12 protein-coding genes and 1 pseudogene are annotated in these 12,103 nt (G+C 73.4%); 11 read left to right on the forward strand and 2 right to left on the reverse strand.

All coding sequences use genetic code 11. From position 1 onward, the window contains the following. Positions 1 to 3 precede the first annotated feature (3 nt). The 10 genes and pseudogenes from KIF24_RS02800 to KIF24_RS02845 all read left to right on the forward strand — a co-directional run bounded on the left by KIF24_RS02800 (position 4) and on the right by KIF24_RS02845 (position 9,168). On the forward strand, positions 4 to 804 hold the full coding sequence (locus KIF24_RS02800; protein WP_221082639.1) for an alpha/beta fold hydrolase: 801 nt from the start codon (positions 4 to 6) through the stop codon (positions 802 to 804). Continuing rightward, positions 797 to 1,384, forward strand: coding sequence for a TetR/AcrR family transcriptional regulator (locus KIF24_RS02805; protein WP_221082640.1), 588 nt, complete (start codon positions 797 to 799; stop codon positions 1,382 to 1,384). The genes KIF24_RS02800 and KIF24_RS02805 overlap by 8 nt, the downstream gene beginning before the upstream one ends. Positions 1,385 to 1,482: 98 nt before the next feature. Then, the gene (locus tag KIF24_RS02810) at positions 1,483 to 2,895 is read left to right on the forward strand and encodes a hypothetical protein (RefSeq protein WP_230414818.1); all 1,413 of its coding nucleotides are present in this window, start codon (positions 1,483 to 1,485) and stop codon (positions 2,893 to 2,895) included. 85 nt (positions 2,896 to 2,980) lie between these two features. Next, positions 2,981 to 4,329 (forward strand): annotated as a pseudogene (locus KIF24_RS02815) (efflux RND transporter periplasmic adaptor subunit). Further along, entirely contained in the window at positions 4,326 to 5,063 is a 738-nt protein-coding gene (locus tag KIF24_RS02820) for an ABC transporter ATP-binding protein (protein WP_221082641.1), read from the forward strand. The pseudogene KIF24_RS02815 and the gene KIF24_RS02820 overlap by 4 nt, the downstream one beginning before the upstream one ends. Next, a complete protein-coding gene (locus KIF24_RS02825; protein WP_221082642.1) occupies positions 5,060 to 6,244 on the forward strand; it encodes an ABC transporter permease in 1,185 nt (394 codons plus the stop codon). The genes KIF24_RS02820 and KIF24_RS02825 overlap by 4 nt, the downstream gene beginning before the upstream one ends. A 226-nt stretch (positions 6,245 to 6,470) precedes the next feature. Then, positions 6,471 to 6,680, forward strand: a complete 210-nt coding sequence (locus KIF24_RS02830) for a helix-turn-helix domain-containing protein (RefSeq protein WP_110563213.1) — start codon at positions 6,471 to 6,473, stop codon at positions 6,678 to 6,680. Positions 6,681 to 6,902: 222 nt separating this feature from the next. Next, on the forward strand, positions 6,903 to 7,004 hold the full coding sequence (locus tag KIF24_RS02835) for a 30S ribosomal protein bS22 (protein ID WP_007465623.1): 102 nt from the start codon (positions 6,903 to 6,905) through the stop codon (positions 7,002 to 7,004). A 116-nt stretch (positions 7,005 to 7,120) separates the two neighbouring features. Then, positions 7,121 to 8,194 carry an NAD-dependent epimerase/dehydratase family protein gene (locus KIF24_RS02840; protein WP_221082643.1) on the forward strand — a complete coding sequence of 358 codons (1,074 nt, stop codon included), beginning with the start codon at positions 7,121 to 7,123 and terminating at the stop codon, positions 8,192 to 8,194. Positions 8,195 to 8,304: 110 nt separating this feature from the next. Continuing rightward, positions 8,305 to 9,168, forward strand: a complete 864-nt coding sequence (locus tag KIF24_RS02845; protein ID WP_221083142.1) for a lysophospholipid acyltransferase family protein — start codon at positions 8,305 to 8,307, stop codon at positions 9,166 to 9,168. 48 nt (positions 9,169 to 9,216) lie between these two features. Here KIF24_RS02845 and KIF24_RS02850 read toward each other — a convergent pair whose 3' ends face one another. Next, entirely contained in the window at positions 9,217 to 10,077 is an 861-nt protein-coding gene (locus KIF24_RS02850; RefSeq protein WP_221082644.1) for a DUF5667 domain-containing protein, read from the reverse strand. A 289-nt stretch (positions 10,078 to 10,366) separates the two neighbouring features. Continuing rightward, positions 10,367 to 11,314 (reverse strand): ECF subfamily RNA polymerase sigma factor, BldN family, encoded by a 948-nt coding sequence (locus KIF24_RS02855; RefSeq protein WP_221082645.1) that lies wholly within the window; start codon positions 11,312 to 11,314, stop codon positions 10,367 to 10,369. A gap of 613 nt (positions 11,315 to 11,927) precedes the next feature. Here KIF24_RS02855 and KIF24_RS34275 point away from each other — a divergent pair. Continuing rightward, positions 11,928 to 12,083 carry an AMP-binding enzyme gene (locus tag KIF24_RS34275; RefSeq protein WP_331461016.1) on the forward strand — a complete coding sequence of 52 codons (156 nt, stop codon included), beginning with the start codon at positions 11,928 to 11,930 and terminating at the stop codon, positions 12,081 to 12,083. Positions 12,084 to 12,103: the final 20 nt, after the last annotated feature.

Consider the following 12,103-nt stretch of genomic DNA (forward strand, 5'->3'; position numbering starts at 1 on the left):
GCTATGGCTACTAGCTTTGTCGGGCGGGCCGGTGGGCGGATCGCCTACGAGGTGCACGGACAGGGGACGCTTGTCGTTCTCGCGCACGGCATGGGGGAGGACCGCCACTCCTACCGGCACCTGATCCCGCTGCTGGTCGAGGCGGGCCACCGGGTCGCCTCGATCGACGTTCGGGGGCACGGCGACTCCAGCGCCGGCTGGCCGTCGTACGCCCCCGCGGAGGTGGGTGGCGACCTGCTCGCGGTGGTCCGCGACCTCGGCGACGGTCCGGCGGTCCTGGTCGGCAACTCCTCCAGCGCCGCGGCCGTGGTCTTCGCGGCGGCCGACGCGCCGGAACTGGTCCGCGGCATCGTGCTGGTCGGCGCGTTCGTCGCGCAACCCAGGCTCAATCCCTTCCTGCGCCTGGCCCAGGGCGCGGTGCTGCGCAGCCCGCGGCTGTTCGGGATGTTCCACCGCACACTCTTCCCCGTGCACCGCCCCGACGACGACGCGGAATACCGCAGGCGGTTGGTGACGGCGCTGCGCCGGCCCGGCCGGATGGCGCCGGTGCGCGGGGTGATCGAGCCGGTCGAGCCGCACTGGACCGCCCGCGCCCGGCAGGTACGGCAGCCGGTACTGGTGCTGATGGGCACGAAGGACCCCGACTTCCCCGACCCGGCCGCCGAGGCTCGGGCCGGCCGGCGGCTCTTCGAGGTCGCCGAGGCGCGCATGATCGCCGACGCCGGCCACTACCCGCACGCCGACCGGCCGGCGGCGATGGCCGCCGAACTGGTCGCTTTCGTGGCGGTGACCGATCGTGCCTAGGGCCGGGCTCAACCCGCAGGTCGTGGTGCGCGAGGCGGCCCGGCTCGCCGACGAGGTCGGGTACGAACGACTCACCCTCGCCGCACTGGCGAGCCGGTTCGGCGTCGCGCTGCCCAGCCTCTACAAGCACGTCAAGGGCGCCGACGCGCTGGCACAGCGGCTGTCCGCGTTGGCCACCGCCGAGATCGCCGACGAGATGACCACGGCCGCCGCCGGCCGCAGCGGCGAGGACGCGCTCCGGGCGGTCGCCGCCGCCTACCGCTCCTACGCCCGCCGGCATCCCGGCCGCTACCCGGCCACCCAGCGGGTGCCGGACCCGGCCGACCCGGAGCACCTGGCCGCCGGGCAGCGCGCGGTCGGCGTCGTCTACGCGGTCCTCCACGGGTACGGGATCGGTGGCGCCGCTGCGGTGGACGCGGTGCGGATGTTCCGCGCCGCCGTGCACGGCTTCGTCTCGCTGGAGGCGGCCGGTGACTTCGGCCTGCCCCACGAGGTGGACCGCTCCTTCGACCAGATGATCGCCGCGCTGGGCGTCGCGTTCCGCTCCTGGCCCGCGTTGGCGGAGCCCGGCGCTGCCTGACCGGTCAGCTGTCGCCGGCCGCCACCTTTCGCCGGCACCACCGCAAGCCTTACCCTTCGCCGGTGGATCAAGGGGGCCCTGCGGGCGACGACCAACCGATGCCGGCCGATGCGAAGCCGAACGACGTGACGGCGACTCCCCCCACGACGGCCCGCGACCCGGCGACCGAGGCGGCGCAACCTCCGGCGGTGGCGGCGCCCGGCGTCGGTCCGGTGCCCGGGAGCCGGCCGCGTCGACGGTGGCCACTGTGGGCGGCACTGGTCGCGGCGGTGCTGACGCTGAGCGGCGGCATTCCGGCGGTGCTGCGGGCCGGCGGGTTGTCCGACGGCGAGGTCGGCGAGCCGGCCACGGCCGCCTCGCCGACGGAGAACCCCACCACGATCGCCGCCCGACAGGTCGCCGAACGGATCAGCGCGCAGCTGGACGAACAGGCCGCCGCGCTGCTCAGCGGCGACCGGTCCGGGTTCCTCGGTATCGCGGACCCCGCCGCGCGGGGCGACCTGCGCCAGCGGTTCGCCGCGCTGCGGGCGCTGCGGGTGACCCGCTGGGAGGCCCGCCCGAGCGGCCTGCCCACGACGGCCGGCAAGGCCGGCGAATGGCGGCTGGCGGTCGAGTTCCAGTACTGCTTCATGGTGCCGGACTGCCGTCCCAGCCCGCTGATCGTCGAGACCCGGTGGCGTGACGGCGCCGAGCCTCGGCTGCTGGCGTTCGGGAGGTCGAAGACCGCGCCGTCGATCGGTGACCGGGCCAACGGGCAGCCGGGCAGCCTCCCGTGGGAGGTCAGCGAGCTGGCCACCAAGACGGGTAAGCGCACGATCGTGGCCGCCCCACCGGCATACCGTCACCGCCTGCCGGGCCTGTTGAAGCGGGCCGAGGCGGCGGCGAGGGTGGCCGACGAGTACGCGGTGACCGGTGTGACGCCCGACCGGTACCGGATCTTCTACGCCGGGCCGAAGGAGTGGAAGCGCTGGTACGGCGGCGACCGTCCGGAGTGGAGCGCCGGGTATGCGATCAACGTCGGTGGCGGTCACTACGAGGTGGTGCTCGCGCCGGACAGTTTCGACTACGGCCCCGGCCTCGACGAGGTGCTCCGGCACGAGTTGGCACACGCCGCCACGTTGCCCGAGAAGCGGGACTACTCGGACGGGTCGACCTGGTGGCTGGTCGAGGGGCTGGCGGAACTCGCGGCGGTCGACGGCCAACCCGTCGCCCGGTACGCCGGCCTGAGCGACACCCGGCGACTGGTCAAGGGCGACTGGGACGGCAAGCTCGACACGATCGCCCCCGGCGAGGACACCTCGGACAAGGCGGTGACCGGCAGCTACGGGATCGCGTACCTCGCCGCCCGCTACTTCCTCGACCGGTTCGGCGCGGAACGCCTGCTGGCCTTCGCCAAGGTCGTGCTGCACGATCGCCGGATCCCGCGGCAGACCTCCGAGGAGATCTTCGACGAGACCTGGGCCAGCCTGCACAAGGAGTGCGTCGCGTACATCCGGTCGGCGGTGCGCTGACCGGCGGCGCGGTGCCGCCGAGATCGACGAGGGCTCGTAGCATGTGCCCGTGCGCCGCACCGACTCGCCGCGGCTGCCCGCAGCCATGCGGCCCCGCCTGCTCATCGCCCTGCTAGCCGCCGCCGTCCTCACCCTCACCACCGCCGCCTCCTGTGGCGGCGACGAGCCGTCGATCGCGCTCTCCTCGGCCGCGCTGGCCACCGTGGCCGAGGTGATCGACGCCCCCGCCACGGTCACCGCCCGGGCGGCGGCCACCCTCACCGCGCCCGCCGACGGTACGTTGACGCGCCTGCGGGTCGAGCCGGGCCAGCGGGTCAAGCGCGGCCAGGTGCTCGCTGTGATCAACTCGCCGACGGCGCGGGAGCGACTCCGTCAGGCACGCACCGCACTCGACGCCGCCAGGCGTGCCGGTGGCGTCGGTGGCGGCGGTGACCTCGCCGGTTCCTGCGGGGCACCGACCGGGCAGCCGCCGAGGCACACACCGCCGCCCGCGCCGCGGCGGTGAGGATCAGCGATCCCAACCTCCGCAAGGCCCTGATCAAACAGGTCGACGCCGCGCAGCGCCGGTACGCCGCCGCCGCGCGTACCGCCGAACGGACGGTACGCGAGGTGCAGCGCGGCGTGCGCAACCTCAACTCCGCCGTGAACGCGCTGGCCACCGCCCAACGACTCCAGGCACAGCAGGCGTACGACCTGGCCAAGGCGACCGTCGACGCGCTGACCCTGCGGGCCCCGATCGCCGGGGTGGTGCAACCCGGCGGCGTGAGCGCCGGTGGTGGTTCGGCGGGTGCGCTCGCCGGGCTGCTGGAGTCGGGCGGCGTGCCGGCCGGGCTCGACCCGGGTGCCCTGGGTGCCGCGCCGGCCGGACCGCCGCCCGGGGTGGACAGCGCGATCCCGGTCGGTGGCCGGGTCACCGCCGGCACCCCCGTAATGACCGTCGTCGATACCGGTGAGTTGGGCCTGCTGGCGGAGGTCGACGAGACCGACGTGCTGCTGGTGCGGGTCGGGTTCACCGGCACCGTCGAGCTGGACGCGGTCACCGGCGCCACGTACGACGCGACCGTCCGGTCGATCGACGTGCTGCCCAGCACCTCCCCCCGGGGCGGGGTGAGCTACCGGGTCCGGCTCACCCTCGGTGCCGGCCGGTTCGGTGAGGCCGAGCCCGCACCGACCCCGCGTCCCGGCATGAACGCGGTGCTGCGGTTGCGGGTCCGGGAGGCGGCGGACGCGGTGACGGTGCCCGCCTCGGCGGTCTTCTCCGCGGACGGGCGGGACACGGTCTGGCTGGTCCGCGACGGCCGGGCCGACCGGGCGGTGGTCACCGTCGGGGTGCAGGGCCAGGATCTGGTGCAGATCGTCGACGGGGTGCGGGCCGGCGACCGGGTGGTCGTCCGCGGCGCCGACCAGGTCCGCGAAGGCCAGGAGATCGGGTGAGCCGGGCCGCGGCGGTCGAGGCGGTCGAGGTGTCCCGGACATATCACCTCGACGGCGTCTCCGTGTCGGCTCTGCGGGGCGTGTCGCTGACCGTCGGGGCGGGCGACTACGTGGCGTTGGTCGGGCCCTCCGGATCGGGCAAGTCCACGCTCATGCACCTGCTCGGCGGTCTGGACCGGCCGACCGCCGGCCGGCTGGTGATCGGCGGCCGGGAGGTGGGCACGCTGTCCCCACCCGAGCTGGCCCGGTTGCGCAACGAGACCATCGGCTTCGTCTTCCAGGCGTTTCACCTGCTGGCGCGCACCTCGGCACTGGACAACGTCGCGTTGCCGCTGGTCTACCGGGGGTTGGGCGCCCGCCAGCGGCGTGAGCGCGCCGCCGCGATGCTCGGGCGGGTCGGCCTGGGACACCGGCTGCACCACCGTCCCAACCAGCTCTCCGGCGGTGAGCAGCAGCGGGTCGCCATCGCCCGGGCACTGGTCACCGACCCGACCGTGCTGCTGGCCGACGAGCCGACCGGCAACCTGGACAGCACCACCGGCGCCGCCGTGCTGGAACTGCTGGAACGGCTCAACGCCGAGTCGGGGGTGGCGTTGGTGATGGTCACCCACGACGCTGAGGTGGCGGCCCGGGCGCGGCGGCGGATCGTGATGCGCGACGGGCTGGTCGTCGCCGACAGCGGAGTCGTTCCGGGCGACCGCGGGGCGAAGCCGGCTGCCGGGGCCGGCCCGTGAGGCTGACCGAGGCGTGGCGGGTGGCGTGGGACGCATTGCGGGCCAACCGGATGCGCAGCGCGCTGACCATGCTGGGGGTGGTCATCGGGGTGGCTTCCGTGGTGCTGCTGGTGGCCATCGGTACCGGCACCAAGCAGAAGGTGGAACAGCAGGTGGAGGGGCTCGGCTCCAACCTGCTGCTGGTCGTGCCGGGGCGACTCGACGTGGGCGCCGCGCCGGCGCTCTCCCCGCTGACCCTGCAGGACGTGGACGCGGTCGGCCGGGTGGTCGGCGACCCGGCCCGGGTGGCGGTCACGGTCGCCTCCGGCGCCACCGTCCGGGCCGGCGGCCGGGAGGATTTCACCACCGTGCAGGGGGTGCTGGAGACCACCCCCACCGTGTTCGCCCGGGAGCTGGCCCGGGGCCGGTACCTGACCCGCTCGGACGTGGACACCGGCCGGCGGGTCGCGGTGCTCGGCGACTCGGTCGCCCGGTCCCTCTTTCCCGACCGCGAGGCGGTCGGCCAGCAGGTCAACGTGGCCGGGGTCCGGTTCCGGGTGATCGGCGTCTTCGTCCCGCTGGGGCAGAGCCTCGGCGTCGACCGGGACGACGAGGTGCACATCCCGGTGACGGCGGCGCAGCGACTGTACGGCACCCAGCGGGTCGACGCGATCGCGGTGAAGGCACCGGACCGGGAGCGCATCGACGAGCTGGGCGAGCGGATCGTGGCCGAGTTGAACGACCGCCATCCCGGCACCGAATTCAGCGCCGTCACCCAGGAACAGATCCTCGGCGTGCTGGGCGACATCCTCGGCATCCTGACCGGCGTGCTGGCCGCCATCGCGGGCATCTCGCTGCTGGTCGGCGGGGTCGGCGTCTCCAACATCATGCTCGTCTCGGTGCGTGAGCGAACCCGGGAGATCGGGTTGCGCAAGGCGGTCGGCGCCCGGCCCCGGGACATCGGGATCCAGTTCCTGCTGGAGGCGGTGCTGTTGACCTCGGTGGGCGGGTTGATCGGGATGGCGCTGGGCGTGGGTGGTGCGCTGCTGGTGGCGGCCCTCTCGCCCATCCCGGCGGCGGTGACCTGGTGGTCGCTGGCGCTGGCGTTCGGCGTCTCGGCGGCGGTCGGGATCGTCTTCGGCGTGGTGCCCGCGCAGCGGGCCGGCCGGCTCGATCCGGTGGTGGCCCTGCGCGCCGAGTGACGCCCGCGTTACCGGCGGCCGAGGTTGATCGGAGCCGGAATTCCGGGTGCGGCACCCGACCAGGGGTTTTTCGCCGCGAGACCGGAGTCGAATCATGATCAGTTGCAGGAAGGGATCGCGCCGGTCACAGCCGCCCCGCTACCGTACTGGTAACACGCGCGTCGCCGGCCGCGCGGGAGGACCCGTGTGGCGGCACGCGCCGGGCATGGGATGGGTCGGGTGAGCCATGGCCGGGTCGCAGTCCGACGGTCGGCTGTCGGAGGTCAGGTTCCTGACCGTCGCCGAGGTGGCGACGGTCATGCGGGTGTCGAAGATGACGGTCTACCGGCTGGTGCACAGCGGCGAGTTGACCGCCGTGCGGGTGGGTAGGTCGTTCCGAGTGCCCGAGCACGCGGTGCACGAATATCTTCGCGGCGCCTTCCAGGAAACCGCCTGACCCACGTGCGGGGCCGGGCCGCGGCGGCCCGGTGAAGGGTCGTCGGCCGGGGGCGCGTTGGTCCCGCTGACGCATCCCCGCTACGCTGGACTCCGATCGTGACCACTGGTGCGCTCCGTCGCCCACCCCGCCGGTCCGGTCCCTGTCCGCAAGCGGTCGCCGACGCCACAAGCTCGTGGTGTCTCCCCGGTCGCGCCGCACGTTGCATCGAAAGGCTGTCGTATGGGCTCGGTGGTCAAGAAGCGCCGCAAGCGCATGGCTAAGAAGAAGCACCGCAAGCTGCTGCGTAAGACCCGCGTCCAGCGTCGCCGTCTCGGCAAGTGACGGTTGCCGGGCGCGTCCCGGCTCCGTCCTCGCCAAACCTGTCGACCCTCGGAGGCTCAGGTGATCAGGCCGTGGCTGCTCCGGCTCGGTCCCACCTGCCGGGGGAGGTGCCAGACATGACCCCCGGTGGCTCCCAGAGCCTTCCGGGGGTCGTCGTCGTGACCGGGGTCAGTCGATACCTCGGCGCACACGTCGCCGGCCGGCTCGCCGCCGATCCCCGGATCGACCGCGTCATCGGCATCGACCTGCCCGACTCGGGCCCAGAGGTCGGCGGCCTGCTCGACCAGGTCGAACGGGTGCACGTCGACCCCGGGTCGCTCGGCGGGCTCCTCGCCGACCTCGACGTCGACACCGTGGTGCATCTTGCCCTGGTCACCGCCCCCGATCCGCAGCACGGCGGTCGGGCGGCGATGAAGGAGCAGAACGTCATCGGCACCATGCAGCTGCTTGCCGCCTGCCAGCGGGCGCCCCGGCTCCGGAAGATCGTCGTCCGCTCGTCCACCGCGGCGTACGGCGCCTCGTTCCGGGACCCGGCCGTCTTCACCGAGGAGACCGAGCCGCGCGAGGTGCCGCGCGGCGGGTTCGGCCGCGACATCCTCGACATCGAGGGGTACGTCCGCGGCTTCCGCCGCCGGCATGGCGACGTCACCGCCACCGTGCTGCGGTTCGCGCCGTTCATCGGCTCCACGGCGGACACCACGCTGACCCGCTATTTCTCCCAGCCGGTGGTGCCCACCATCTTCGGCCGGGACGCCAGGTTGCAGTTCCTGCACTTCGACGACGCGTTGGAGGTGCTGCACCGGTCGGTCGTCGAGGATCATCCGGGTACGTACAACGTCGCCGGGCCCGGGGTGCTCGCGCTGTCCCAGGCGATCCGCCGGGCCGGCCGGATTGCCGTGCCGGTGTTGGAGCCGGGCCTGTCCGGCGCGGTCGCCCTCGCCCGGACCATGGGCTTCGGCCGCTACGGCCTCGACCAGGTCGACCTCTTCGTGCATGGCCGGGTGGTGGACATCTCCCGGCTGGAGCACGAGTACGGTTTCACGCCCCGCTCGACGGCCGTCGCCTTCGACGACTTCATCCGCGCGCACCACGGCCGTGCCGTGGTGACCCGGGAACAGCTGGCCGCCGCCGAGCAACTGGTGCTCGACCGCATCCGGCAGGTCCGTGCCGCCGTCCGGGAGCGGTCGTGACCGGGCCGGACGACCAGCGTGACGACTCCCGGCTGGAGGACCGGTACGCCGTACCGCCGCCGGTCGTGCCGGACGCGGACCCGGTGCGGCGCAACGGGTATCAGCCGGCCCTGCCGGCCGTGCCGGATCAGCCGGGCGATGTCTGGGACCGTCGGGTCGCCGGCGGCCTGGCCTTCCTGCGTCGGCGGTTGGCCGGCGACTACGAGGTGGACGAGTTCGGCTTCGACCCGGAGCTGACCGAGGCGGTCTTCCATCCGCCGCTGCGCCGGCTCTACCGGGACTGGTTCCGCACCGAGGTCAGCGGCCTGGAGAACGTGTCCGACGGGGCGGGACTGGTGGTCGGCAACCACTCGGGCACCGTGGCCCTGGACGCGCTGATCCTCTCCACCGCCCTGCACCACGAGCACCCGGCCCACCGCCATCTGCGGCTGCTCGCCGCCGACCTGGTCTTCCGGGTGCCGTTGGTCTCCGAGATCGCCCGCAAGACCGGGGGCACGGTGGCGTGCAGCCCCGACGTGGAGCGGTTGCTGCGCGGCGGCGAGCTGGTAGGCGTCTTCCCGGAGGGCTTCAAGGGCGTCGGCAAGCTGTACGCGGAGCGCTACAAGCTGCAACGCTTCGGTCGGGGCGGCTTCGTCTCGGCGGCGCTGCGCACCGGCACCCCGATCATTCCCGTCGCCATCGTCGGCGGCGAGGAGATCTACCCGATGCTCGCCGACATCAAGCCGCTCGCGCGGCTGCTCAAGTTGCCGTACTTCCCGGTGACGCCGACCTTCCCGTGGCTCGGGCCGCTGGGCATGGTGCCGTTGCCCAGCAAGTGGCTGATCGAGTTCTGCCCGCCGATCCCGACGGCCCATCTGGTCGACTCCGCGGACGATCCGCTGGTCGTGTTCAACCTCGCCGACCAGGTGCGGGAGACTATCCAGCAGACCCTGTACCAGTTGCTGGAACGGCGTCCGGATCCGTTCGGCCCCTAGACTCCAGGTGCACCGAGAAGCGGCGCCGCAACGCCAGCCCGCTACCGGTCAGGAGCAGCGGCCCGGGACGGGGCCAAGATCGTCGCTGGTGGTGGTGGCGTGCCGGCCGCAGGCGATGGCGGCGCGCAGTGCGTCGGCGCGATCGGCGACCGACTCCAGCAGGGCCAGCGACTGCGAGGTACGTCCCCGGTCGGCCCGGGTGCCGCTACCGGTCAGCGCGTCGAGGGACCGCCGCTGCCGGGTGAGGAACGCGTCGACCGCGTCCAGGGCCGCGGGATCCGAGCGCTGGGTGGCCGCCCCGGTGAGCAGGCGTACGCCCTGCCGGGTGTCCGCGTCCATGTCGTCCAGCACCGCGCTGTACCCGGCTCGGTTGCCCCGCAGCGAGGACGCCTCGGCAAGGCGGGTACGGGCGAAGTCGAGGAAGAGTTGGCCCCGGCTGATGTCGGATCCGGTCAGCGCGAGCTGGGCCCGTTCGGTGCCGCGCTTCATCCCGTAGAGCGCGTCACCGGGTACGGCGTCTTCGCTGGCGGCCGAGATGCCGGAGACGGCGACGGCGCCGACCGCGATGCCGACCAGGATCGCACCCCGGGCCCGGGCCCGGCGGGCGGTGACGGCCGGCAGCAGTGATGCGCGGCCGGAGGTCGATCTCTCCACCGGCTGAGCTGCGGCGGGTGTGCCGATGCCGTCGCGGGTGGCGGTGGCCAGCAGCATCGCCCGCAGGCCGGTCCGGAATTCCGGGTCGACCTCGGCCGCGGGCGGGCTGGTCCCGAGCTTCTGGCCGAGCAGGACGAGCGGCACGAGCTGGCCGTCGTCCCGGGATCGGACGTGATGGCGTCGGCCGCCGTTGGCTTCGTCGAGAAGCTGCGCGAAGCGCTCGGCGCGCCGACGGGAGAAGAGGGCGTTATCCACCGCGGCACCTCCTCTCGCTGGTCACGGCCGGTCGGCCGGGTGCACCGCCAGCGACCGATGACCTCGTGACACCACGGCGAAGGCCGTCGTTGGCATCGTCGCAGGTCATCCGGAGGGGCCCGGGTGTTCCCGGCCTGTAACCGGTCGCACCCGGAAAAACGCGCCGGGCCGGGAGCGGGTTACGGGCCGGCCGGTGCCGAAATTACGCAAAGTGATCGCTTCTTGGTCACGGAGAGTGCGAAGCCACCAGGGCTACCGGTGGTGGCTGCGACGGTGCCGCCGGTCCGGGTCACGGCTGGAAACCGTCTGGGAGCAGCCGGGCCAGGGCGCGGACGGCCCGGTACTGGAGTGCCTTGATCGCGCCCTCGTTCTTGCCCATCGCCCGGGCCGTCTCCGCCACCGAGAAGCCCTGGAGGAAGCGGAGGACGATGCACTCCTGCTGCTCGGGATTGAGGCGCTTGACCGCCGTCAACAGTGCGACGTTTGTGATGTGTTCCACCACCGCGGCCTCCGGGCTGCCCTCCGGGCCCCGGTCCTCGCGGTCGGCGTCGAGCACGTCGCCGGTGGTCACCTCCAGCCGGTACCGGCCGGACTTGAAGTGGTCGGCGACCAGGTTGCGCGCGATGGTCACCAACCAGGCCCCGAGGTCGCGGCCCTGCCAGGTGAAGCTGCCGATCCGTTTGAGGGCCCTCAGGAAGGTGTCGGAGGTGAGGTCCTCGGCGAGTTGCCGGTTGCCGACCCGGAAGTAGACGAAGCGGAAGACGGTGTCGACGTAACGGTCGTAGATCAGCCCGAACGCCTCGGCCTCGCCGGCCTGGGCGCGTTCGACCAGAGCCCAGACCTCGGTGGCCGGGTCGGACGGGTCGGGACGGCTCGGGAATCCGGTGGAGGTGCCGGTCGAGGCGCTCACCGCCGGAAGTACCGCGGTCTCGGTCGTCGACACCTCGGTCACCGGAGCGTCACCGCCGCGGCGGGCCTGTGCCGGCATCGTCGGCCGGCTCGGCGAGGCGACCCGACCCCCGGCGGGTTTCGCGTTGCCGCCGGGTACCGGTGGTCGATGCGGTGGCTCGTTCTGGTGTGGCCGGCTGCCCACCCGCCCCGCGGCGCTCTCGCCCCGGACGGTGAGGTTGCCCGTCACATCCTGCGGGCTGTGGGCGCCGCCGCGTTCGTTGACCGGCGTACGGGCGACCGGACCGGTCAGTCCGACCGGGCGTTCCACGAAACCGAAGGCGGTCATCGCACCGTCTCCGTTCCGTGGGTCGGCGCCGCGTGGGCGACGACCGGCCGACCGGCCGGGTCACCACCGGGCAGCGCGGCTCCGGGGCGTGCCGACGGGCGGCAGTTCCCCTTGAGGTGCTGGTCCAATGCGCTCAACGGCACGGGGGCCTCCTCGGGCTGAGGGGTGTCGACTCACGGCAAATGGGGTGAGCCGACCCGAGTGATGATAGGGCCAACGTCACCCGCGCGTGGCAAGTCCGTTACACAGGGCCGAAGTATTTCCCGACGTGTCGCACACCTGGCGGACCGGTTGTCCGTCGGGTGTGGTTGACAATCGATCGCCCGGCTGTTCCCTGGCGGAGTCGCCGTTCGGCCTGGTAGCGGGCCAGATCGGCCGGGCGGGAGCCGGCCGGGCGGCGGCCGGCACGGCGCCCCGCCCCGACGCCGGCAGCGACCTGTCACCACGCCGGTCCGGCACCGTGGGTGACGCCGCCCCAGTTCCGTGCACGGGACCGCGTCGAGCGTCCTGGGCGCGGTCCGCGTTGTGCCAAGAGGAGCATGGCGCCGACCGGTGGACGCGAGACGTGGCCGACCGGATCGCGCTGTGCCAGACTCAGCCACCGTGCGGGCCGGTGCTCGCGGCGCATCCGTCGGTGGCCGAGTCGGCGGTAGTAGGCGTGCCGCACCCGGAGACCGGGGAAACTGTGCGGGGAGACCGGGGAAACTGTGCGGGGAGACCGGGGAAACTGTGCGGGCGTACCCGGCGCCAGCGTCGGGGGACCGGGTGACCGGGGCGGAGCTGATCGTG

This window comes from Micromonospora tarapacensis (assembly GCF_019697375.1).
GTDB classification, from domain to species: domain Bacteria; phylum Actinomycetota; class Actinomycetes; order Mycobacteriales; family Micromonosporaceae; genus Micromonospora; species Micromonospora tarapacensis.

What these genes read in the sequence shown, in the direction of transcription:
- KIF24_RS02835 (WP_007465623.1), top strand. Translation starts at nt 6,903, where the DNA reads ATGGGCTCGGTGGTCAAGAAGCGCCGCAAGCGCATGGCTAAGAAGAAG.
- KIF24_RS02800 (WP_221082639.1), top strand. Translation starts at nt 4, where the DNA reads ATGGCTACTAGCTTTGTCGGGCGGGCCGGTGGGCGGATCGCCTACGAG.
- KIF24_RS02810 (WP_230414818.1), top strand. Translation starts at nt 1,483, where the DNA reads ATGCCGGCCGATGCGAAGCCGAACGACGTGACGGCGACTCCCCCCACG.
- KIF24_RS02830 (WP_110563213.1), top strand. Translation starts at nt 6,471, where the DNA reads ATGGCCGGGTCGCAGTCCGACGGTCGGCTGTCGGAGGTCAGGTTCCTG.
- KIF24_RS02840 (WP_221082643.1), top strand. Translation starts at nt 7,121, where the DNA reads ATGACCCCCGGTGGCTCCCAGAGCCTTCCGGGGGTCGTCGTCGTGACC.
- KIF24_RS02855 (WP_221082645.1), bottom strand. Translation starts at nt 11,314, where the DNA reads ATGACCGCCTTCGGTTTCGTGGAACGCCCGGTCGGACTGACCGGTCCG.